This window comes from Pseudomonas sp. SJZ131, assembly GCF_007828705.1.
In the GTDB taxonomy this organism is placed as follows: Bacteria; Pseudomonadota; Gammaproteobacteria; order Pseudomonadales; family Pseudomonadaceae; genus Aquipseudomonas; species Aquipseudomonas prosekii.
Window position 1 is genome coordinate 1,038,113 of the sequence record NZ_VIVC01000002.1, and the last position, 23,297, is coordinate 1,061,409.

A 23,297-nucleotide genomic window follows, 5' to 3' on the forward strand; every position below is an offset into this window, starting at 1 on the left:
GACTCGATCGCGAGCAGGCTCACTCCTACAGAGGGATGCATTCCAAATGTAGGAGTGAGCCTGCTCGCGATCAAGACGCCGCCATCTACCGATCCGGCTCACATCCTTTCAACACCAACCGAATAATCGTCTGCGCCGCCGCTTCGTAATCTGCTTCATCCAGTTTGGCTTTACCGGTGACTGCCGAGATCTGCCAATCGAAATCAGCATACGTCTGGGTCGCCGCCCAGATGCTGAACATCAGGTGGTTGGGGTCGATCGGGGCGATTTGGCCGCGGTCGATCCAGGTCTGGATGCAGTCGATGTTGTGCTTGGCCTGGCCGTTGAGGCGTTCGACCAGGTCGGCGCTCAGGTGCGGGGCGCCGTGCATGATTTCGCTGGCGAACACTTTGGAGGCGAATGGCAGATCGCGCGAGATGCGGATTTTCGAACGGATGTAGCCGCTCAGCACTTCACCCGGCACGCCGTCGGCGTTGAACGGCGTCGAGGCCTGCAGGATCGGCTCGATGATGCTTTGCAAAACCTCGCGGTAGAGGTTTTCCTTGGACTTGAAGTAGTAATAGACGTTGGGCTTGGGCAATCCCGCTTTGGCCGCGATATCACTGGTTTTGGTCGCAGCGAAGCCCTTGTCGGCAAACTCTTCACTGGCGGCACGCAGGATCAGTTCTTTGTTGCGCTCGCGGATAGTGCTCATAAACCAGGTAGTTCCTTGAACCAGGGAGTTCCTTGCCTGTTTCGGCGGTTGCGCATGGTAGCACCGGGCTCGCGCAGCGCTCAAGAATGCCCCACGGTGCGTCGGCTCGCGCTATGCTGCGCGGCATTCCACATTTGAAGGAAACCTGATTCATGGCAGGAAGCAGTTTGCTGTTGCTGATCGACGACATCGCCGCCGTGCTCGACGATGTTGCGTTGATGACCAAAATGGCCGCGAAGAAGACCGCTGGCGTGCTCGGCGACGACCTGGCGCTCAACGCCCAGCAAGTCAGTGGCGTGCGCGCCGAACGGGAAATCCCGGTGGTGTGGGCGGTCGCCAAGGGCTCGTTCCTCAACAAACTGATCCTGGTGCCGTCGGCGCTGGCCATCAGCGCGTTCATTCCGTGGTTGGTGACGCCGCTGTTGATGGTCGGCGGCGCTTACCTGTGCTTTGAAGGTTTCGAGAAACTCGCGCACAAGTTCCTGCACAAGGAAGAAGCCCAAGCCGAGCACGCGCAACTGGTCGAAGCCGTGGCTGACCCGGCGACCGATCTGGTGGCGTTCGAAAAGGGCAAGATCAAAGGCGCGATCCGCACCGACTTCATCCTCTCCGCAGAAATCATCGCCATCACCCTCGGCACCGTGGCTGACGCGTCGCTGACCCAGCAAGTGATCGTGCTGTCGGGCATCGCCATCGTGATGACCATCGGCGTTTACGGCTTGGTGGCGGGCATCGTCAAACTCGATGACTTGGGCCTGTGGTTGACGCAGAAGCCGGGTCAAGTGGCCAAAAGCATCGGCGGCGCGATTCTGCGTGCGGCGCCGTACATGATGAAAAGCCTGTCGGTGATCGGCACGGCCGCGATGTTTCTGGTCGGCGGCGGGATTCTCACCCACGGCGTACCGGTGGTGCATCACTGGATCGAAGGCGTCAGCGCCAGCGCCGGCGGGGCAGCGTTTATCGTGCCGACGTTGCTCAACGCGGTAGCGGGCATTGTTGCCGGCGCGGCGGTATTGGCGGTGGTGATGCTGGTGGGCAAACTCTGGAAATCAGTCAAAGGCTGAAGCTGACGCTGATCATTGTCGGAGCGAGCTTGCTCGCGATGGCGGTGTAACAGTCAGCGTATATGTTGACTGTTATGCCTTCATCGCGAGCAAGCTCGCTCCCACAGGGGATTTCGGGTGTTGGATCAAGCGCAAAAAAAGGCCATTCGACTCGCATCGAATGGCCTTTTTTGTTGCCCGCAGATTATGGAATGCCAGGGTTACTCGGCGATCTGCAGCTTGCGCGACTCGGTGTAGACGTAACGCACCTTCTCGTACTCGAACGGCGAGTTGAGCTGGCCGTAGCGGAAGCTGTTCTGGTGGCGCTTGTCGACCGCGCGCAAAGCCCAGATTTCCGGGTGGTTGGAGCTGACTTCGGAGACGTTCAAGAAGTTGACCGCCGCCTCGCCGCTGTAGTCGACCACCAGGCCTGCAGTGTCACGCAGGTTCGATGGGCCGAGGATCGGCAGCACGAAGTAAGCGCCGCCCGGCACGCCGTAGAAACCCAGCGTCTGGCCGAAGTCTTCGCTCTGGCGCGGCAGGCCCATGGCGGTGGCCGGGTCCCACAGGCCGGCGACGCCGATCGTGGTGTTGAGCAGCAGCCGCGCGGTGGTTTCCAGCGAGCGATGGCCCTTCAACTGCAACATGCTGTTAAGCAGGTTCGGCACATCGCCGAGGTTGTTGAAGAAGTTGCTCACGCCGGTGCGCAGAAAGCTTGGGGTGATGTAGCGATAGCCATCGACCACCGGCAGGAACACCCATTCATCGAACCGGTAGTTGAAGTGGTAAACCCGACGGTTCCACTCTTCCAGCGGGTCGTAGACGTTCAGCGCGTTGAGCGTAGAGCGCTCGAATTCGCGTTGGTCCAGGCCCGGGTTGAACTTGAGTTTGCTCAGCGGTTCCTTGAAGCCGTCACCGTCGATCACCACGGGTGCGTTGGCTTTGCTGTTGTCGGCATTGGCGACGCCTGCACAGAGTAACGCTGCGATAAGCAGGAGATATTTAGCCACGGAAGAACTCCAGCATGGCGTCGCTGTTGACGCGATAGTTAAGGTTGCCGCAATGGCCGCCCAATGGGTAAACGGTCAAGCGGTCACCGAATGTCTTGCGCAGGAAACCGAGGTCGCCTGGGCCGAGAATCACGTCGTCAGCGTTGTGCATGACCGAGATTTTCGGGCTGTCGCGCAGGTAATCCGTCAAGGCATACAGGCTGACCTGATCGATCAGTTGCAGCAGGCTGCCGCCGTCGGTGCGGGCGCGCCACATCGGGATCACTTGTTCGGTGATATAGCAGTCGAAATCGCATTGCAACGCACGCTTGAGGAACGGCGTGAGGCTGGTGCCTTCGGTGATCGGGTATTTCGGCGGCGTGATCAGACCGCGACGGTTGATCAGGTCGGATGTAAACGCAATGTCGGCGGCCGAGAAGCGGAACGAGGTGCCGATCAGCATGGCCATCTGTTCGTTGCTCAGGTGCTGCTTGGACTGTTGGAAGTCATAGAGCAGTGCATCGTTGAGGTCGATGTAGCCTTTTTGCTGGAAGTAGCGGGTCAGCTTGTTCAGCACCAATTCGTAGAACGTGGTGCTGTTGTTGATGCCTTTAACCTCGGTCTGGACAAGCTTGTCCAGGTTGGTGATCGAGGTGTAGAGGTTCACCGGCGGGTTCAACAGCAAGACTTTCTTGAAGTTGAAGCTGCGACGGGTTTCGTCCAGATGAGCGACGAACGCGGCATCCAGCGCACCCAGGCTGTAACCGGTGAGGTAGTACTCGGTGACCGGCGTTTTCGGGTTTTGCGCCCGAACGGCCTGCATCACCCGGTACATGTCCTCGGCGTCTTCCTTGGTAATGCCCGGTGTAGCGAAGCGTGAGGCAGCGCTGATGAAGTCGAAACTGGTCGGCGACGACAGCTGCACCACGTGATAACCGGCTTTGTAATAAAGCTTCTTCAGGTATTCGTTGAGGCTGCTGTCATAGCGCGCGCCGGTCCCGGCGATCAGAAAAATCAGCGGCGCCGCGTGATCCTGGGTGGCGATGCGGTAAGTGAGCTTTTTTACCGGCCAGAAGTTATCCGGCAGGCTGAACTCACGTTCAGGGCGCAACCGCACACTGCGGTCTTCCTGATTGATGTCTTCGTTGGCCGGCAACTCCGGGCGCAAGTCCGGTGGTGTGGTGGCAATCGTCGCCTCGAACGGATTCGTCAAGGGGAAGCCATAGCTGGCGGCGTCGATGTCGACCGCCAGTGCGGACGCACTCAAAATAAGGCCGCCAAACAGGGCGGCGAAGCGCAAGGAACGGAGCATGACTAAATCCCTTAGAGGAAAGGTGCCGAATGAAGTTCGCAGGCTATGACCACGGGGTTTGCGCCAAAGTGCCATGGAGCGGCACCAATCAGGGCTGAATTCGGAGTAATAGTAGCCGGACGATACACTTTGCAGCGATTGCTTGCCCAGTTAACTGTTGTTAAGGCTTGCACAAGGCTGGCGGGAGATTAAGCTGGCCGCCGTTTTCGCTTATTGGAGTGCTCCATGTCTCGCCGTATGCCCGTGATTCTGCTGCTTGTTTTGCTGCCCTTGTGGCTGGCCGCCAGTTATGGCGCGCGTTATGGCTTCATGGAGGACGCGCAATGGGTCGGCCTCTGCGTGGATGAGGCGAGTCGCTGGGAATGCCAAGTGCGCTCGAACCTGGGCCTGATGATTCACTTCAAGGTGTTGGGCTGGGGCGCGTTGGCCGCAGCGCTGATCGGTTTTGTCGTGCCGGGCCGCGCCGGGTGGTGGCTGGCAGTGTTGGCGCTGGTGCTGGGGTTCCCGGCGTTGGCGTTGTACAACACGACGTTAGCGGTGTTTGCGGTGGTGATTGCGGCGTTGCGGTTGGTCCGGGCTTCCCGGGTCGCCTGATAGTCCGTCATCGCGAGCAAGCTCGCTCCCACATTTGATCTGCGTAACACCGAAGATCCCCTGTAGGAGCGAGGCTTGCCCGCGAAGAGGCCAGCAGCGGTATTGAAGATCAGCCCTTGCGAACCCGCAAACACCGCCACAACGCTGCAACTATCAACACGCTAACCAGCGCCCAACCCCAGGCCTGCTGGTTCTGCAAACCTTCACGAAACAGCTGCGGCGCAATGCCGGCGCCGATGATGAAGGTCAGCAGGGCAATTTCCCGACGCGGCACACTCACCGGACGGCACAGGTAAACCAGCGCCGGCAGGATGAACGCGACGCTCGGAAAGCTGCGATAACGCGGATCGAAGACCAATTCCAACATCATCACCGCCGCCGCAAACCCGGCCGCGGCTACCAGCCAACCGGCTCGGCGTTCCAGCACGGCAAAAGCCTTGGCGCGCCAACCGCTGCGGGCGCTCAAGGTCAGTGCGGCATGCGCCAGCACCAGCAGATTCAGCGCGGTCAACAAGCCCACCCACAACCATTCGCTGGCAAAGCGTGTGGTGACTCGCGCCAGATCGCCCCAGGCGCCAATCGAGCAAGCCGCCAGTGCGCCCAGCAGCGGCAGCACCAACGCCGCACGAGTGCTGCGAACCCGGCCGCCCAGCAGCAAGGTGCCGAGGAAGATCAAACCGCCCACCGCCAGCCATTGTGACCAGTACGGCACGTTCGACACCGGGCCGGCCAGCACACCTTTGTCCTGACGATCGGCATCGTACAAACCCCAATAACCGCCGACCGCGCCTTCGCTGGCGCGTTTCCATGGCTGGTCAAACGCTTCGATCAGGTTGTAATGCCAGTTCTGTTCTTCGGCCATGGCGACAAAACCACGGATGAACTTCGCTTCGTTGACCCGGCTCGGCAGCGCGGTTTCACGCTGGCGGCCTTCGCTCGGCCAGCCGGTTTCGCCAATCATTACGTCTTTGGGTGCGAACTTGTTGCCGAACACCTGGCGCACTTCAGCGACGTGTTGCAGCGCGGCGTCGATGTTCGACGGATCATCTTCCCAGTACGGCAGCAAGTGGATGGTCAGGAAGTCCACCGCTGGCGCGACTTCCGGGTGCTTCAACCAGAATTCCCAGACGTCGGCATAGGTGACGGGTTGCTTGATCGCGCTTTTTACCTTGTTGATCAGTTTGGCCAATTGCGCGCCGGTGACTTCTTTGCGCAGCAAGGCTTCGTTGCCGACGATCACCGAGGTCACGACGTCCGGGTTGGCGTTGGCCGAGGCAATCAGCAGGTCGACTTCCTTGGCGGTGTCGACCGGGTTGTTGTTGACCCAGGCGCCAATCATCAGCTTCAAACCGTGCTTGCGCGCCAGGTCGGGCAGGGCTTCGAGGCCGGTCATGGAATACGTGCGGATGCATTCAAAACGCGTGGCCAGCAGCGCGAGGTCGGCGTCCATGCGCTCGGGGCGCAATTTGAACAGCTGATCGAACGGCGACTGGTCTTTGTCGAATGGCGTGTAGGACGCGCATTGCAACTTGTGCGTGGCGCTGGCCGCGTCCGGCAGAATCACCGGTTTGCCGAGGCCGTACCAGAAACCGCCGAGGGCAAACAGCCCCAGCAGGCAAGCGAATAGATAGGCTGAAAAAGGAAAGCGTGAAGTCGCGGGCATGGTCTGGCCGTCTGGGAGCAAAGCCGCGCATGTTACCTGTATTTGCCGCGCGCTTGGGGCCTTGCATGATTTTGACATGCAAAGTTCGGGCGGATCGGGAAGGGTGTTTGTGCTCGTCGCGATTAATGGCCTTCTGATGTCGTTTCTCGATGCCTTGAGGTCGCTGGCAGAGCAGGTCGCGGATGGCGTCAGGTTGATTATCGAGGCGTCAGTGTTCTCCTTGGTCAATCGCGCTGACGCGGGCGAGTTGGCGGTCAGGCGTGATGGAGGCGCTGTGCACCATAACAATACGTTGACGCCGCTCGGCATCCGTCGGGCGCAGCACTTTCGGGGAAGTAACGATGAAGATGCGACGACTTTTAGGCGCGAGTGCCGCACTGGTGCTTGCGATTGGCTCCACATTCGCCAACGCCGAGACCAAAACCCTGAGCATCGGTTACGTTGACGGCTGGTCCGACAGCGTCGCGACCACCCACGTGGCCGCGGAAGTGATCAAGCAGAAACTCGGTTACGACGTGAAGCTGCAAGCCGTCGCCACCGGGATCATGTGGCAAGGCGTGGCGACCGGCAAACTCGACGCCATGCTGTCGGCGTGGCTGCCGGTGACTCACGGCGACTACTGGACCAAGAACAAGGATCAAGTCGTCGATTACGGCCCGAACTTCAAGGACGCAAAAATCGGCCTGATCGTGCCGGAATATGTCAAAGCCAAGACCATCGACGATCTGAAAACCGATGACACCTTCAAGAAACGCATCGTTGGGATTGATGCCGGTTCGGGTGTGATGCTCAAGACCGAACAGGCAATCAAGGACTATGACCTGACCGGTTATCAGCTCAAGGCCAGTTCCGGCGCCGGCATGATTGCCGAGCTGACCCGTGCCGAGAAGAAAAACGAATCCATCGCCGTCACCGGTTGGGTGCCGCACTGGATGTTTGCCAAGTGGAAACTGCGTTTCCTCGACGATCCGAAAGGCGTGTATGGCGCGGCGGAAACCGTGAACAACATTGGCAGCAAGGATTTGGCGACCAAGGCACCGGAAGTGGCGAAATTTCTGAAAAACTTCCAGTGGGCGTCGAAGGACGAAATCGGCGAAGTCATGCTGGCGATTCAGGACGGCGCCAAGCCTGATGCGGCGGCCAAGGCCTGGGTGGCAAAACACCCGGAACGAGTTGCCGACTGGATCAAGTGATCTAGCCAAAAGCGTCTAGCCCGTACTTCTCAAGGCCCCTTGGCATAACCGCCAAGGGGCCTTTTGCATTCCTGCAGGAGCACGGCTTGCCCGCGATGGCGTTCTTACTATCGCCATCGCGGGCAAGCCTTGCTCCCACAGGTGCAAAGCACGCTAACTATTTAGTTCTGGAAAATGGCAATTCTGTCATGTCGTTCTAATACTAAGGTCGTCTGGAAGCCGTCCCGCAGCCGCATAAAGTGGCTACGTTCTAACAATAATCTGTGCTGCGAGGATAAAAACAATGAACGACAGCATTTACCTCTCGATTCAAAACAGCCCGCGCTTCAAGGAGCTGGTTAGTAAGCGAGAAAAGTTCGCCTGGATTCTATCGGCGATCATGCTTGGGCTTTACTCCGGCTTCATCCTTCTGATCGCTTACGGCCCGCATGTGCTGGGCGCGAAGATCAGCCCTGAGTCTTCTATTACCTGGGGGATACCGATTGGTGTCGGGTTGATCCTGTCAGCGTTTGTCCTGACCGGAATCTACGTAACACGCGCCAATGGCGAATTTGACGACCTGAACAATGCGATTCTCAAGGAGGCTCAGCAATGATCCGGCGTCTAATCGCTCTATTGAGCATCGCAGCCTTCGCCCCGAGCGTCTGGGCGGCCGAAGCGCTGACTGGCGAAGTGCACAAACAACCGCTGAACGTGTCCGCGATCCTGATGTTCGTGGCGTTCGTCGGTTTGACCCTGTGCATCACGTACTGGGCGTCCAAACGCAACAATTCGGCGGCCGACTACTATGCGGCCGGCGGCAAGATCACCGGTTTCCAGAACGGCTTGGCGATTGCCGGCGACTACATGTCGGCGGCGTCTTTCCTGGGTATTTCCGCGCTGGTGTTCACCTCTGGCTACGACGGCTTGATCTACTCGATCGGCTTCCTCGTGGGTTGGCCGATCATTCTGTTCCTGATCGCCGAACGCCTGCGTAACCTGGGTAAGTACACGTTTGCCGACGTGGCGTCCTACCGCCTCGGGCAAACCCAGATCCGCACCTTGTCTGCCTGCGGTTCGCTGGTGGTGGTGGCGTTCTATCTGATCGCGCAAATGGTCGGTGCCGGCAAGCTGATCCAGCTGCTGTTCGGCCTCGACTACTACGTTGCGGTGATCCTCGTCGGTATCCTGATGTGCATGTACGTGCTGTTCGGCGGCATGTTGGCGACCACTTGGGTGCAGATCATCAAGGCTGTGCTGCTGCTGTCCGGTGCCTCGTTCATGGCGCTGATGGTGATGAAACACGTCAACTTCGACTTCAACATGCTGTTCTCCGAAGCGATCAAAGTTCACCCGAAAGGCGAGGCGATCATGAGCCCCGGTGGACTGGTGAAAGACCCGATTTCGGCGTTCTCGCTGGGTCTGGCGCTGATGTTCGGTACCGCTGGCCTGCCGCACATTCTGATGCGCTTCTTCACCGTGAGCGACGCAAAAGAAGCACGCAAGAGCGTGCTGTACGCGACTGGCTTCATTGGTTACTTCTACATTCTTACGTTCATCATCGGTTTTGGCGCGATCCTGTTGGTCAGCACCAATCCTGAGTTCAAGGACGCGGCTGGCGCATTGTTGGGCGGTAACAACATGGCGGCGGTGCACTTGGCCAATGCGGTCGGCGGCAGTGTGTTCCTCGGCTTCATTTCGGCGGTAGCGTTCGCGACCATTCTGGCGGTTGTGGCAGGTTTGACCCTGGCCGGTGCGACGGCGGTGTCGCATGACTTGTATGCCAGTGTGATCAAGAAGGGCAAAGCCAACGACAAGGACGAGATCCGCGTTTCGAAGATCACCACGGTTGCGCTGGGTGTGCTGGCGATTGGCTTGGGGATTTTGTTCGAGAGCCAGAACATTGCGTTCATGGTTGGCTTGGCGTTCTCGATTGCGGCGAGCTGTAACTTCCCGGTGTTGCTGCTTTCGATGTACTGGAAGAAGCTGACGACCCGTGGCGCGATGATTGGCGGCTGGTTGGGGCTGATCAGTGCTGTTGGTTTGATGGTGCTCGGGCCGACCATTTGGGTGCAGATTCTGCATAACGAAAAGGCAATTTTCCCGTACGAGTATCCAGCGCTGTTTTCGATGGCGATTGCATTTGTCGGGATCTGGTTTTTCTCGATTACTGACAAGTCGACGGCTGGGGTGAATGAGCGGGCGTTGTTTTTCCCGCAATTCGTTCGGTCGCAGACTGGGTTGGGGGCGAGCGGGGCGGTTTCGCACTGATGCCGTTGTAGAGGTTGTTTGAATTGAAATGCCCTGGTCGAGAGACCGGGGCATTTTTTTGGCTTTTTTTTGTAGGAGTGAGCCTGCTCGCGATGGCGGTGTGTCTGGCAGCATATGCATTGACTGACCCACCGCTTTCGCGAGCAAGCTCAGCTCCTACAGGATTAGCGTCATGCCTGAATCCGGCATCCAAGGTGGATTCCCTGTGGGAGCGAGCTTGCTCGCGATGGCGTCTTGTCTGTCGGTGTATGAACCAGCTGCAAAGTGACTCGCTGTCAGAGCGAAACCGCCGGAAAACCCACTCGGTGCCACCGCTGCTGAGCCCCCACAAACAAAAACGGCCTCTATATAAATAGAGGCCGTTCCCGGTACAACCTAAGACGTTATCGCAAGACAAATCTTATTTGCGGTCTTCCAGCTTGGTGATATCACGCGACTCATACCCAGTGTACAACTGGCGCGGACGGCCAATCTTGTACGGGCTGGAGAGCATTTCTTTCCAGTGAGAAATCCAGCCGACAGTCCGCGCCAAAGCGAAGATCACGGTGAACATACTGGTCGGAATGCCGATCGCCTTGAGAATAATCCCCGAGTAGAAGTCGACGTTCGGGTACAGCGAGCGCTCGATGAAGTACGGATCAGTCAACGCAATCTCTTCCAGGCGCATCGCCAGTTCGAGTTGCGGATCGTTATTGATCCCCAGTTCCTTGAGCACTTCGTCGCAGGTCTGCTTCATGACGGTAGCGCGCGGGTCGCGGTTTTTGTAAACGCGGTGGCCGAAGCCCATCAACTTGAACGGATCGTTCTTGTCCTTGGCCTTGGCGATGAACTTGTCGATGTTCGACACATCGCCAATCTCGTCGAGCATGGTCAGAACTGCTTCGTTGGCGCCGCCGTGGGCAGGGCCCCACAGTGCAGCGATACCAGCGGCGATACAGGCGAACGGGTTGGCACCCGACGAGCCGGCCAGGCGCACGGTGGAAGTCGATGCGTTCTGCTCGTGGTCGGCGTGGAGGATGAAGATCCGGTCCATTGCCTTGGCGAGTACCGGGCTGATCGGTTTGATCTCGCACGGCGTGTTGAACATCATGTGCAGGAAGTTTTCCGCGTACGTCAGGTCGTTGCGCGGGTACATCATGGGTTGACCCATGGAGTACTTGTAAACCATCGCTGCCAGGGTCGGCATCTTGGCAACCAGGCGGATCGCGGAGATTTCGCGATGCTGCGGGTTATTGATGTCCAGGGAGTCGTGGTAGAAGGCCGAGAGGGCGCCTACTACACCGCACATGACGGCCATCGGGTGGGCGTCGCGACGGAAGCCGTTGAAGAAAGTCTTCAATTGCTCGTGAACCATGGTGTGGTTCTTCACGGTACTGACGAACTGGGCCTTCTGTTCTGCGGTCGGCAATTCGCCGTTGAGCAGCAGATAGCAGGTTTCCAGATAGTCCGACTTTTCAGCCAGCTGTTCGATCGGGTAGCCGCGGTGCAGCAGGATGCCGTTGTCGCCGTCGATATAGGTGATCTTCGACTCGCAGGAAGCTGTCGACATGAAGCCAGGGTCAAAGGTGAAACGGCCCGTGGCCGTCAGGCCCCGAACATCGATTACATCGGGACCAACGGTGCCGGTTAAAATGGGCAGCTCGACGGGGGCTGCGCCCTCGATGATCAACTGCGCTTTTTTGTCAGCCATGTGGCCTCCTATTTATGCTTGAAATCATCAGACAGACCCCCCACGCAGGGCCCGCACCACTATAGTGAGATAAATCCGAATGTCAATTTGCCTAAAGTCTTGCTCCAGAAGGCTTTAACCGTACTTTTTCCTCGAAATTGCCTGCCATTTACGCCTTTTATTCAACTTGTGCAATGCGCTATTAGGGGAAGGTGAACGCGTTGTCATTAGTAGCCTAACTGTCTATACTCGGCCACCGACCGCCAGGGGCTTTTGGGCCTGCTTTATTGGGGGTCGCATCCCTGGGTGGTGGTTACCTGACCAGTGCACTCCCCAACAACTTTGCCCTGATTGTTAGGGGCTCTTCAGTGTGAAAAAAAGCCGTGAAAAGCCAACGACCTGTAAACCTAGACCTAAGGACCATCAAACTCCCCATCACCGGCGTTACGTCGTTTCTTCACCGTGTTTCCGGCATCATCCTCTTCCTGGGCATTGGCTTCATGCTGTACGCATTGAGCAAATCCTTGGGTTCCGAGGAAGGTTTTGCCGACGTGAAGGCAACCTTGACCAGCCCGCTGGCCAAGTTCGTAGCATGGGGCCTCCTGTCCGCTCTGCTGTATCACCTGGTAGCCGGTGTGCGCCACTTGATCATGGACATGGGCATCGGTGAGACGCTGGAAGGCGGCAAGCTGGGCTCGAAAATCATTATCGCCGTGTCTGCGGTGTTGATCGTTCTGGCGGGAGTTTGGATATGGTAACCAGCGTTACGAACCTGTCGCGTTCGGGCCTCTATGACTGGATGGCACAGCGCGTGTCGGCGGTTGTCCTCGCGGCTTATTTCATCTTCCTGATCGGGTACCTGGCAATGCACCCCGGCATTGGCTATGTCCAATGGCATGAGCTGTTTGCAAGCAACGGGATGCGTATCTTCAGTCTGCTGGCCCTTGTAGCCCTGGGCGCTCACGCCTGGGTCGGCATGTGGACCATCGCGACCGACTACCTGACGCCGATGGCGCTGGGCAAGTCCGCGACTGCAGTACGTTTCCTCTTCCAGGCAGTATGCGGCGTTGCGATGTTCGCCTACTTCGTCTGGGGTGTGCAGATTCTTTGGGGTATCTGATTCATGTCTACTACAGTTAATACGCTTTCGTTCGACGCCATTATTGTTGGCGGCGGCGGTGCTGGCATGCGTGCCGCACTGCAGCTGGCACAAGGCGGTCACAAGACTGCCGTGGTTACCAAGGTTTTCCCGACTCGCTCGCACACTGTATCCGCCCAGGGTGGCATCACCTGCGCCATCGCCTCCGCTGATCCAAACGATGACTGGCGCTGGCACATGTACGATACCGTCAAGGGTTCCGACTACATCGGTGACCAGGACGCTATCGAATACATGTGTTCCGTAGGCCCGGAAGCGGTCTTCGAGCTCGAGCACATGGGCTTGCCATTCTCCCGTACCGAACAGGGCCGCATCTACCAGCGTCCGTTCGGCGGTCAGTCGAAAGACTTCGGCAAGGGTGGCCAGGCTGCACGTACCTGCGCCGCTGCCGACCGTACCGGTCACGCTCTGCTGCACACTCTGTACCAGGCCAACCTCAAGGCCGGCACCGTATTCCTCAACGAATACTACGGCGTCGACCTGGTGAAGAACGAAGATGGTGCCTTTGTCGGCATGATCGTCATCTGCATCGAGACTGGCGAAACTTCCTACGTTCGTGCCAACGCCACCGTATTGGCGACCGGCGGCGCAGGTCGTATCTACTCGTCCACCACCAATGCCCTGATCAACACCGGTGACGGCGTCGGCATGGCTCTGCGTGCTGGCGTGCCGGTACAAGACATTGAAATGTGGCAGTTCCACCCGACCGGCATCGCCGGCGCCGGTGTACTGGTTACAGAAGGTTGCCGCGGTGAAGGCGGTTACCTGATCAACAAGCACGGCGAGCGTTTCATGGAGCGTTATGCTCCGAACGCCAAAGACCTGGCTGGTCGTGACGTGGTTGCTCGCTCGATGGTTAAAGAAATCATCGCCGGCAACGGTTGCGGCCCTGATGGCGACCACGTGATGCTGAAACTCGATCACCTCGGTGAAGAAGTTCTGCACAGCCGTCTGCCAGGCATCATGGAACTGTCCAAGACCTTCGCCCACGTCGATCCAGCCGTAGCGCCGATTCCGGTCGTTCCAACCTGCCACTACATGATGGGCGGCGTGCCGACCAACATTCATGGTCAGGCAATCACTCAAGACGCTGAAGGCGTGGACCAGATCATCCCGGGCCTGTTCGCTGTAGGCGAAGTGGCTTGCGTATCGGTTCACGGCGCCAACCGTCTGGGCGGCAACTCGCTGCTCGACCTGGTGGTATTCGGTCGTGCTGCCGGCCTGTTCCTCGAACAGACCCTGAAAGAAGGCGTCGACTACGCTCGCCCACGCCAGTCCGACATCGATGCTGCCCTGGCACGTCTCGATGGCCTGAACTCGCGGACCGAAGGCGAAGACGTTGCAACTCTGCGTAAAGAGCTGCAAAGCTGCATGCAGAACTACTTCGGTGTATTCCGTACCGGCGAATACATGCAGAAGGGTATTGCCCAGCTGGCCGATCTGCGTGGGCGTATCGCCAACGTCAAGATCAACGACAAGAGCCAGGCGTTCAACACCGCTCGAATCGAAGCCCTGGAACTGCAAAACCTGCTGGAAGTGGCCGAAGCCACCGCCATCGCTGCAGAGATCCGTAAAGAGTCGCGCGGCGCTCACGCCCGTGAAGACTTTGAAGATCGCGACGATGAAAACTGGCTGTGCCACACCTTGTACTTCCCGGGTGACAAGCGCGTTACCAAGCGTGCCGTGAACTTCTCGCCGAAGACTGTTCCGACTTTTGAACCTAAGATTCGGACTTATTAAGGGTGGCTGCCATGTTGAAAGTCAGTGTTTATCGCTACAACCCTGATCAGGACGCTGCGCCGTTCATGCAGGAATTCCAGGTTGATACCGGTGGTAAAGACCTGATGGTGCTGGACGTGCTGGCCCTGATCAAAGAGCAGGACGAGGGTTTCTCCTATCGTCGCTCTTGCCGTGAAGGTGTTTGCGGTTCCGACGGCATGAACATCAACGGCAAAAACGGCCTGGCATGCGTGACGCCGCTGTCGTCTGTCGTAAAAGGTAACAAGCTGGTTGTTCGTCCGCTGCCTGGTTTGCCGGTTATCCGTGACCTGGTCGTCGATATGAGCATCTTCTACAAGCAATACGAGAAGGTGAAGCCATTCCTGCAGAACGACACGCCGGCTCCGGCCATCGAGCGTCTGCAGACTCCGGAAGAGCGTGAAAAGCTCGACGGTCTGTACGAGTGCATCCTGTGCGCTTGCTGCTCGACCTCTTGCCCGTCCTTCTGGTGGAACCCCGACAAGTTCCTGGGCCCAGCTGCCCTGCTGCAAGCGTATCGCTTCCTGGCAGACAGCCGCGACACCAAGACTGCCGAGCGTTTGTCTTCGCTGGATGACCCGTTCAGCGTATTCCGCTGCCGCGGGATCATGAACTGCGTCAACGTCTGTCCAAAAGGCCTGAACCCGACTAAGGCCATCGGACACGTACGTAACATGCTGCTGCAAAACGGCGTGTGATACAGCTGTAAACGCAGGACCGCTGTACCCGTAGATGCTACGGCGCAGGCTTCAACCGGCGCCGTAGTTTTAACCTGAGCAGCAGCCCATAAAGCTGCAGCTCTTATTTTGAAGAAATGAGACAAGCAGGGGCATCCGGGCTGGTACCCGGACTATCAGCGTGATCCTAAGTGGCTTGTTTTAGTCGCTGCATTCGGACTTCTGCAAGTTTGCTCGGTGTCGACGCCGGTGGTGTTCCCCTAACCGAGGGTGACCAAGCATGCAAGAAAGCGTGATGCAGCGCATGTGGAACAGCGCCTACCTATCCGGTAGTAACGCTGCCTATGTGGAAGAGCTCTACGAGCTCTACCTGCACGACCCTAACGCTGTGCCAGAAGAGTGGCGCACCTACTTTCAGAAGTTGCCTTCCGACGGCAACACTGCCACCGATGTTTCGCACTCCACGATTCGCGATCATTTCGTCTTGCTGGCAAAGAACCAGCGCCGCGCCCAACCGGTGTCTGCCGGGAGCGTGAGCAGCGAGCACGAGAAGAAGCAAGTTGAAGTGCTGCGATTGATCCAGGCCTACCGTATGCGTGGCCACCAGGCAGCCCAGCTTGATCCGCTGGGGCTGTGGCAGCGTCCTGCACCTGCAGACCTGTCAATCAATCATTACGGCTTGACCAATGCCGATCTTGATACGACCTTCCGTGCCGGCGACCTGTTCATCGGCAAAGAGGAGGCGAGCCTACGCGAAATTCACGAAGCGTTGCAGCAGACATATTGCCGCACCATCGGCGCTGAATTTACGCACATCGTCGATTCCGAGCAGCGTCACTGGTTCCAGCAGCGTCTGGAAAGCGTGCGCGGTCGCCCGGCGTTCTCGGCCGATATCAAGAGCCACCTGCTTGAGCGCGTTACCGCCGCTGAAGGTTTGGAAAAATACCTGGGCACCAAATACCCGGGCACCAAGCGTTTCGGTCTGGAAGGTGGCGAGAGCCTGATCCCGTTGCTCGACGAGCTGATCCAGCGTTCCGGTTCCTACGGCACCAAGGAAATCGTTATCGGCATGGCCCACCGTGGCCGTCTGAACGTGCTGGTCAACACCTTCGGCAAGAACCCGCGCGAGCTGTTCGACGAGTTCGAAGGCAAGAAGAAGGTCGAGCTGGGTTCCGGTGACGTCAAATATCACCAGGGCTTCTCGTCCAACGTCATGACCACCGGCGGTGAAGTTCACCTGGCCATGGCCTTCAACCCGTCCCACCTGGAAATCGTTTCTCCAGTGGTCGAGGGTTCGGTGCGTGCCCGTCAGGATCGTCGTAACGACCCTACCGGTGAAAAAGTCCTGCCGATTTCCATCCACGGTGACGCTGCATTCGCAGGTCAGGGTGTGGTCATGGAAACCTTCCAGATGTCGCAGACCCGCGGCTTCAAGACTGGCGGTACGGTTCACCTGGTGATCAACAACCAGGTCGGCTTCACCATCAGCAATCCGGAAGACTCGCGCTCCACCGAGTACGCGACCGACGTTGCGAAAATGATCCAGGCGCCGATCCTCCATGTGAATGGTGATGATCCGGAAGCCGTATTGTTCGTGACCCAGCTGGCCATCGATTACCGCATGCAGTTCAAGCGTGACGTGGTTATCGACCTGGTTTGCTACCGTCGCCGCGGCCACAACGAAGCTGACGAGCCTAGCGGCACCCAGCCTCTGATGTACCAGCAGATCGCCAAACAGCGCACCACGCGTGAGCTGTACGCCGAACGCCTGACCCAGGCCGGTGTGGTTGATGATGCGCGCGTACAGGCCAAGATCGACGAATACCGCAACGCGCTGGACAACGGTCTGCACGTTGTGAAAAGCCTGGTCAAAGAGCCGAACAAAGAGTTGTTCGTGGACTGGCGTCCGTACCTGGGCCACGCCTGGACTGCACGTCACGACACGCGTTTCGACTTGAAGACCTTGCAGGAACTGTCCGCCAAGCTGCTGGAAATTCCGGAAGGCTTCGTGGTTCAGCGCCAGGTTTCGAAAATCTACGAAGACCGTCAGAAGATGCAAGTCGGCGGCCTGCCGATCAACTGGGGTTACGCCGAAACCATGGCGTACGCGACCCTGGCGTTCGAAGGTCACCCGATCCGCATGACGGGTCAGGACATCGGCCGCGGTACGTTCTCGCACCGTCACGCCGTGTTGCACAACCAGAAAGACGCGGGCAGCTACATCCCGTTGCAGAACCTGTACAAAGGCCAGCCACGTTTCGACCTGTACGATTCGTTCCTGTCCGAAGAAGCCGTACTGGCATTCGAATACGGTTACTCGACCACCACGCCTGAGGCGCTGGTGATCTGGGAAGCCCAGTTCGGCGATTTCGCCAACGGTGCCCAAGTGGTTATCGACCAGTTCATCACCAGTGGCGAGCACAAGTGGGGCCGTCTTTGCGGTCTGACCATGCTGCTGCCGCACGGTTATGAAGGTCAGGGGCCGGAGCACTCTTCGGCACGTCTGGAGCGTTACCTGCAATTGTGCGCCGAGCACAACATTCAGGTAGCCGTGCCGACGACCCCGGCGCAGATCTACCACTTGCTGCGTCGTCAGGTGATCCGTCCGCTGCGCAAGCCGTTGATCGTGCTGACTCCGAAGTCGCTGCTGCGTCACAAACTGGCTGTTTCGACCCTGGAAGATCTGGCCGAAGGTTCGTTCCAGACCGTTATCCCGGAAATCGATGCCCAAGACCCGTTGAAGGTCGAGCGCGTTGTCCTGTGTAGCGGCAAGGTCTACTACGACCTGCTGGAAAAACGTCGTGCCGAAGGTCGTGATGACATCGCCATCGTGCGTATCGAGCAGCTGTACCCATTCCCTGAGGACGACTTGAACGAAGTCCTGGCTCCGTATTCCAACCTCAAACACATTGTTTGGTGTCAGGAAGAGCCGATGAACCAGGGTGCGTGGTACTGCAGCCAACACCACATGCGCCGCATCATTGGCAATCACAACAAGTCGCTCGTACTCGAATACGCCGGCCGTGATGCTTCTGCTGCACCTGCATGCGGTTACGCATCGATGCACGCTGAGCAGCAGGAAAAACTGCTGCAAGACGCCTTTACTGTTTAACGCCTTCGCGCACCTGAAACCGAATTTAAGGACCCACAGATAATGGCTATCGAAATCAAAGCCCCCACTTTCCCGGAATCGGTTGCCGATGGCACCGTTGCCACTTGGCACAAGCAACCAGGCGACGCGGTAAAGCGTGACGACCTGATCGTCGACATCGAGACCGACAAAGTTGTGCTGGAAGTGTTGGCTACTGCCGACGGCGTGCTGGGCGCAATCGTCAAGAACGAAGGCGACACCGTTCTGTCCGACGAAGTCCTGGGCTCGATCGAAGAGGGCGGCGCTGCTGCCGCTCCGGCTCCTGCTGCTGCCGCTGCTGCTCCGGCCGCCGCACAAGCCGCTGCTCCAGCTGCCGATGGCGAAGACGATCCTGTTGCTGCACCGGCTGCTCGCAAGCTGGCTGAAGAAAACGGCATCAACATCGCTTCCGTTTCCGGCACCGGCAAGGGTGGTCGTGTCACCAAGGAAGACGTTGTCGCTGCTGTTGCTGCCAAGAAAGCCGCACCGGCCGCCGCGCCTGCCAAGGCTGCTGCACCTGCCGCCGCCGCTCCAGTGTTCGCCGCTGGCGACCGCATCGAGAAGCGCGTACCGATGACCCGCGTGCGGGCCACCGTTGCCAAGCGTCTGGTTGAAGCTCAGTCGAACATGGCGATGCTGACCACTTTCAACGAAGTCGACATGACCGAAGTCATGGCCCTGCGTTCGAAGTACAAGGATCTGTTCGAGAAGTCCCACAACGGCGTACGCCTGGGCTTCATGTCGTTCTTCGTCAAAGCGGCCACCGAAGCGCTGAAACGCTTCCCGGCAGTCAACGCTTCGATCGACGGCGCCGACATCGTTTACCACGGTTATGCCGACGTTGGTGTGGCTGTTTCCAGCGACCGTGGCCTGGTAGTACCGGTCCTGCGCAACGCTGAAATGATGAGCCTGGCTGAAATCGAAGGCGGCATCGCCACCTTCGGCAAGAAGGCTCGCGACGGCAAACTGTCGATGGACGAAATGACCGGTGGTACGTTCACCATCACCAACGGTGGTACCTTCGGTTCGATGATGTCGACGCCGATCGTCAACCCGCCGCAAGCGGCCATCCTGGGCATGCACAACATTCTGCAGCGCCCGATGGCGATCAACGGTCAGGTGGTTATCCGTCCGATGATGTACCTGGCTCTGTCCTACGATCACCGTCTGATCGATGGCAAAGAAGCTGTGACCTTCCTGGTTACCATCAAGAACCTGCTGGAAGACCCGGCTCGTTTGCTGCTGGATATCTGATAGAAGCAGCTGCAGGTTTCAAGCCTCCAACTGCCGGAAACGGCAGTCTGGCTTGAGGCTTGCGGCTTTAAGCTTGCCGCAAAAAAGAGGATTTTTTGAATGTCGCAGAAATTTGACGTAGTAGTGATCGGTGCCGGCCCTGGTGGCTACGTGGCTGCCATCAAGGCAGCACAGCTCGGTCTTTCGACTGCCTGCATCGAGAAGTACACCGACAAGGAAGGCAAACTGGCTCTGGGCGGTACTTGCCTGAACGTCGGCTGCATTCCATCCAAGGCGCTGCTGGACAGCTCCTGGAAGTACAAGGAAGCCAAAGACGGCTTCGCCATCCACGGTATCAATCACGCTGGCGTGACCATGGACGTGGCAGCAATGGTTGGCCGTAAAGCCAACATCGTCAAAGGCCTGACCTCTGGCGTTGCGACCCTGTTCAAAGCTAACGGCGTTACTTCCCTGCAAGGCCACGGCAAACTGCTGGCCGGCAAGAAAGTCGAACTGACCAAGCCTGACGGCACCGTCGAAATCATCGAAGCCGAGAACGTGATCCTCGCTTCGGGCTCGCGTCCGATCGACATTCCACCCGCTCCGGTTGACCAGAACGTGATCGTCGATTCGACCGGCGCGCTGGAATTCCAATCGGTACCTAAGCGTCTTGGCGTGATCGGCGCTGGCGTGATCGGTCTGGAACTGGGTTCTGTGTGGTCGCGTCTGGGTTCCGAAGTCGTGGTTCTGGAAGCGCTGGAGAAGTTCCTGCCGGCTGCTGACGAAGCGGTTTCCAAGGAAGCCTACAAAACCCTGACCAAACAAGGTCTGGACATCAAGCTGGGCGCTCGCGTCACCGGTTCGAAAGTCAACGGCGACGAAGTCGTTGTGAACTACACCGATGCCAACGGCGAACAGAACATCACCTTCGACAAGCTGATCGTTGCCGTTGGTCGCCGTCCGGTGACCACCGAGCTGCTGGCAGCTGACAGCGGCGTGAACATCGACGAACGTGGTTTCGTTTTCGTTGACGACCAGTGCGCGACCAGCGTACCGGGCGTGTTCGCCATTGGTGACGTGGTTCGCGGCATGATGCTGGCGCACAAGGCGTCCGAAGAAGGCATCATGGTGGTTGAGCGCATCAAGGGCCACAAAGCCCAAATCAACTATGACCTGATCCCGTCTGTTATTTATACTCACCCGGAAATCGCGTGGGTCGGCAAGACCGAGCAGACCTTGAAGGCTGAAGGCGTTGAAGTTAACGTCGGCACCTTCCCGTTCGCAGCCAGTGGCCGTGCCATGGCAGCCAACGATACCGGCGGTTTCGTGAAAGTCATCGCTGATGCCAAGACTGACCGCGTATTGGGCGTCCACGTAATTGGCCCGAGCGCTGCAGAACTGGTTCAGCAGGGCGCAATCGGTATGGAATTCGGCACCAGTGCCGAAGACCTGGGCATGATGGTTTTCTCCCATCCGACCCTGTCCGAAGCCTTGCACGAAGCTGCTCTGGCAGTGAATGGCGGCGCCATTCACATCGCCAACCGCAAGAAGCGTTAAGACAAGACAATAAGAAACCACGGCGGAAGGCCCGTCGTGAGCCTTGCGTGCAAGACTCACCGCGGAATGTCCGCCGGACGCAGCCTTGCGTAGTCACACCGGTTAACCGGAACACCGGTTAACCGGAACACCGGTTACCGGACCGCTACGCAAGCAGCAGTCACAGGTGGTGCGGCACTTGAACGAGTGCAGCACCGAATGCGCAGTACCTAACGAAGACGGTAATAAGCATGAATCTTCACGAGTATCAGGGTAAGCAGCTGTTCGCTGAGTACGGCCTGCCAGTATCCCAGGGTTTCGCCGTAGACACCCCGGAAGCAGCAGCAGAAGCGTGCGACAAAATCGGCGGGACCGAATGGGTTGTCAAAGCCCAGGTTCACGCAGGTGGTCGCGGTAAAGCGGGCGGCGTCAAGCTGGTTCGCAGCAGAGAAGACGCCAAGGCATTCGCTCAACAGTGGTTGGGCAAGCGTCTGGTGACTTACCAGACTGACGCCAATGGCCAGCCAGTCACCAAGATCCTGGTTGAGTCGTGCACTGATATCGCTAAAGAGCTGTACCTGGGCGCTGTCGTTGACCGTTCGAGCCGTCGCATCGTGTTCATGGCTTCCACCGAAGGTGGCGTGGACATCGAGAAAATCGCTCACGACACTCCAGAAAAAATTCTGAAAGCCACGATCGATCCACTGGTTGGCGCTCAGCCATTCCAGGGTCGCGAGCTGGCATTCCAGTTGGGTCTGGAAGGCAAGCAAGTTGCTCAGTTCGCCAAGATCTTTGTTGGTCTGGCCAAGCTGTTCAAGGATCACGACCTGGCTCTGCTGGAAGTGAACCCGCTGGTGATCAAGGCTGACGGCGATCTGCATTGCCTCGACGCCAAGATCAACATCGACGCCAACGCCATGTACCGTCAGCCTAAGCTGAAAACTTTCCACGATCCGTCGCAAGACGATCCGCGCGAAGCGCACGCTGCCAAGTTCGAACTAAACTACGTAGCGCTGGAAGGCAACATCGGTTGCATGGTCAACGGTGCTGGCCTGGCCATGGGTACCATGGACATCGTCAACCTGCATGGCGGCAAACCAGCCAACTTCCTCGACGTGGGCGGCGGTGCTACCAAAGAACGCGTTACCGAAGCGTTCAAGATCATCCTGTCCGACACTAACGTCGCTGCAGTATTGGTCAACATCTTCGGCGGCATCGTTCGTTGCGACATGATTGCCGAAGGCATCATCGGCGCAGTGAAAGAAGTCGGCGTGAAAATCCCGGTTGTTGTTCGCCTTGAAGGCAACAACGCTGAGCTGGGCGCTAAAGTACTGGCAGAAAGCGGTTTGAACATCATCGCTGCTACCAGCCTGACCGACGCTGCTCAACAAGTTGTCAAAGCTGCGGAGGGCAAATAATGAGCGTCCTGATCAATAAAGACACCAAAGTTATCTGCCAGGGTATTACCGGTTCGCAAGGTAGTTTCCACACCCAGCAAGCCATCGAATACGGCACCAAGATGGTTGGTGGCGTTACTCCGGGCAAGGGCGGCACCGAGCACCTGGGTCTGCCAGTGTTCAACACCGTGAAAGACGCTGTTGCGCAAACTGGCGCTACTGCCAGCGTGATCTACGTACCGGCTCCTTTCTGCAAGGACTCCATCCTGGAAGCGGCATTCGGCGGCATCAAGCTGATCGTTTGCATCACCGAAGGCATTCCTACCCTGGACATGCTGGACGCTAAAGTTAAGTGCGACGAGCTGGGCGTAGTCCTGATCGGCCCTAACTGCCCAGGCGTGATCACTCCAGGCGAATGCAAGATCGGCATCATGCCAGGTCACATTCACTTGCCAGGCAAGGTCGGTATCGTTTCGCGTTCCGGCACCCTGACCTACGAAGCTGTGAAGCAGACTACTGACGCCGGTTTCGGTCAGTCGACTTGCGTCGGCATCGGCGGTGACCCGATCCCGGGTTCGAACTTCATCGACATCCTGAAGCTGTTCCAGGAAGACCCGAAGACCGAAGCGATCGTAATGATCGGTGAGATCGGCGGTTCGGCTGAAGAAGAAGCGGCTGCCTACATCAAGGCACACGTGACCAAGCCGGTTGTTTCCTACATCGCTGGTGTGACTGCCCCTGCGGGCAAGCGCATGGGCCATGCTGGCGCAATCATCTCTGGCGGCAAAGGCACTGCAGACGAGAAGTTTGCTGCCCTGGAAGACGCAGGCGTGAAAACCGTGCGTTCGCTGGCAGACATCGGCAAGGCTTTGTCCGAGCTGACCGGTTGGGCGATCAAATAAGCCACGTGCTTAGCTGACGCTTCACCAAACAAAGGCCACCTTCGGGTGGCCTTTGTCGTTTCCGGGATTTGTTGGCCTTTCGGGCCTCTTCGCGGGCA

Annotated in this window: 19 protein-coding genes; 14 read left to right on the plus strand and 5 right to left on the minus strand. The window is 58.2% G+C overall.

The genetic code is table 11. The annotated features are described in order from the left end of the window. Positions 1–85 precede the first annotated feature (85 nt). Positions 86–694, minus strand: a complete 609-nt coding sequence (locus FBY12_RS11765) for a TetR/AcrR family transcriptional regulator (RefSeq protein WP_101208030.1) — start codon at positions 692–694, stop codon at positions 86–88. A gap of 152 nt (positions 695–846) precedes the next feature. Between FBY12_RS11765 and FBY12_RS11770 the strand changes: the two genes are divergently transcribed. Next, on the plus strand, positions 847–1,758 hold the full coding sequence (locus FBY12_RS11770; protein WP_109502345.1) for a DUF808 domain-containing protein: 912 nt from the start codon (positions 847–849) through the stop codon (positions 1,756–1,758). A gap of 200 nt (positions 1,759–1,958) precedes the next feature. Here FBY12_RS11770 and FBY12_RS11775 read toward each other — a convergent pair whose 3' ends face one another. Further along, a complete protein-coding gene (locus FBY12_RS11775) occupies positions 1,959–2,747 on the minus strand; it encodes a VacJ family lipoprotein (protein ID WP_092271349.1) in 789 nt (262 codons plus the stop codon). Further along, a complete protein-coding gene (locus FBY12_RS11780; protein WP_092271347.1) occupies positions 2,740–4,038 on the minus strand; it encodes a serine/threonine protein kinase in 1,299 nt (432 codons plus the stop codon). Before FBY12_RS11780 ends, FBY12_RS11775 begins: the two co-directional genes overlap by 8 nt. 225 nt (positions 4,039–4,263) lie before the next feature. Here FBY12_RS11780 and FBY12_RS11785 point away from each other — a divergent pair, with 225 nt between their 5' ends. After that, positions 4,264–4,632: a hypothetical protein gene (locus FBY12_RS11785; RefSeq protein ID WP_145252956.1), complete on the plus strand. Its 369-nt coding sequence runs from the start codon at positions 4,264–4,266 to the stop codon at positions 4,630–4,632. A gap of 109 nt (positions 4,633–4,741) precedes the next feature. On the opposite strand, the gene FBY12_RS11790 is transcribed toward FBY12_RS11785, so the two are convergent. After that, the gene (locus FBY12_RS11790; protein WP_145253310.1) at positions 4,742–6,337 is read right to left on the minus strand and encodes a beta (1-6) glucans synthase; all 1,596 of its coding nucleotides are present in this window, start codon (positions 6,335–6,337) and stop codon (positions 4,742–4,744) included. Positions 6,338–6,636: 299 nt separating this feature from the next. On the opposite strand from FBY12_RS11790, the gene FBY12_RS11800 reads away from it, so the two are divergent. The 3 genes from FBY12_RS11800 to FBY12_RS11810 all read left to right on the plus strand — a co-directional run bounded on the left by FBY12_RS11800 (position 6,637) and on the right by FBY12_RS11810 (position 9,738). Next, a complete protein-coding gene (locus tag FBY12_RS11800) occupies positions 6,637–7,488 on the plus strand; it encodes a glycine betaine ABC transporter substrate-binding protein (protein WP_121733499.1) in 852 nt (283 codons plus the stop codon). 283 nt (positions 7,489–7,771) lie between these two features. Next, positions 7,772–8,083, plus strand: coding sequence for a DUF485 domain-containing protein (locus FBY12_RS11805; RefSeq protein ID WP_145252957.1), 312 nt, complete (start codon positions 7,772–7,774; stop codon positions 8,081–8,083). Then, positions 8,080–9,738 (plus strand): cation acetate symporter, encoded by a 1,659-nt coding sequence (locus tag FBY12_RS11810; protein WP_121733498.1) that lies wholly within the window; start codon positions 8,080–8,082, stop codon positions 9,736–9,738. The genes FBY12_RS11805 and FBY12_RS11810 overlap by 4 nt, the downstream gene beginning before the upstream one ends. 400 nt (positions 9,739–10,138) lie before the next feature. Here FBY12_RS11810 and gltA read toward each other — a convergent pair whose 3' ends face one another. Further along, the gene (gene gltA, locus FBY12_RS11815; RefSeq protein ID WP_003222994.1) at positions 10,139–11,428 is read right to left on the minus strand and encodes a citrate synthase; all 1,290 of its coding nucleotides are present in this window, start codon (positions 11,426–11,428) and stop codon (positions 10,139–10,141) included. Between the two features lie 362 nt (positions 11,429–11,790). On the opposite strand from gltA, the gene sdhC reads away from it, so the two are divergent. The 9 genes from sdhC to sucD all read left to right on the plus strand — a co-directional run bounded on the left by sdhC (position 11,791) and on the right by sucD (position 23,199). After that, a complete protein-coding gene (gene sdhC / locus FBY12_RS11820) occupies positions 11,791–12,165 on the plus strand; it encodes a succinate dehydrogenase, cytochrome b556 subunit (protein WP_054049451.1) in 375 nt (124 codons plus the stop codon). Next, complete coding sequence (gene sdhD / locus FBY12_RS11825; protein WP_092271335.1) at positions 12,159–12,527, plus strand: succinate dehydrogenase, hydrophobic membrane anchor protein; 369 nt, start codon at positions 12,159–12,161, stop codon at positions 12,525–12,527. The genes sdhC and sdhD overlap by 7 nt, the downstream gene beginning before the upstream one ends. A gap of 3 nt (positions 12,528–12,530) precedes the next feature. After that, positions 12,531–14,306 (plus strand): succinate dehydrogenase flavoprotein subunit, encoded by a 1,776-nt coding sequence (gene sdhA, locus FBY12_RS11830; RefSeq protein ID WP_092271333.1) that lies wholly within the window; start codon positions 12,531–12,533, stop codon positions 14,304–14,306. An 11-nt stretch (positions 14,307–14,317) separates the two neighbouring features. After that, on the plus strand, positions 14,318–15,022 hold the full coding sequence (locus FBY12_RS11835; RefSeq protein ID WP_092271331.1) for a succinate dehydrogenase iron-sulfur subunit: 705 nt from the start codon (positions 14,318–14,320) through the stop codon (positions 15,020–15,022). A gap of 259 nt (positions 15,023–15,281) precedes the next feature. Beyond that, positions 15,282–18,113, plus strand: a complete 2,832-nt coding sequence (locus FBY12_RS11840) for a 2-oxoglutarate dehydrogenase E1 component (RefSeq protein WP_101208035.1) — start codon at positions 15,282–15,284, stop codon at positions 18,111–18,113. 42 nt (positions 18,114–18,155) lie between these two features. Next, positions 18,156–19,385, plus strand: coding sequence for a 2-oxoglutarate dehydrogenase complex dihydrolipoyllysine-residue succinyltransferase (gene odhB / locus FBY12_RS11845; RefSeq protein ID WP_092271327.1), 1,230 nt, complete (start codon positions 18,156–18,158; stop codon positions 19,383–19,385). A 99-nt stretch (positions 19,386–19,484) separates the two neighbouring features. Next, positions 19,485–20,921: a dihydrolipoyl dehydrogenase gene (gene lpdA / locus FBY12_RS11850; protein ID WP_145252958.1), complete on the plus strand. Its 1,437-nt coding sequence runs from the start codon at positions 19,485–19,487 to the stop codon at positions 20,919–20,921. Between the two features lie 230 nt (positions 20,922–21,151). Continuing rightward, positions 21,152–22,318 carry an ADP-forming succinate--CoA ligase subunit beta gene (gene sucC / locus FBY12_RS11855; protein ID WP_092271323.1) on the plus strand — a complete coding sequence of 389 codons (1,167 nt, stop codon included), beginning with the start codon at positions 21,152–21,154 and terminating at the stop codon, positions 22,316–22,318. Then, on the plus strand, positions 22,318–23,199 hold the full coding sequence (gene sucD / locus FBY12_RS11860) for a succinate--CoA ligase subunit alpha (RefSeq protein WP_101208037.1): 882 nt from the start codon (positions 22,318–22,320) through the stop codon (positions 23,197–23,199). Before sucC ends, sucD begins: the two co-directional genes overlap by 1 nt. Positions 23,200–23,297: the final 98 nt, after the last annotated feature.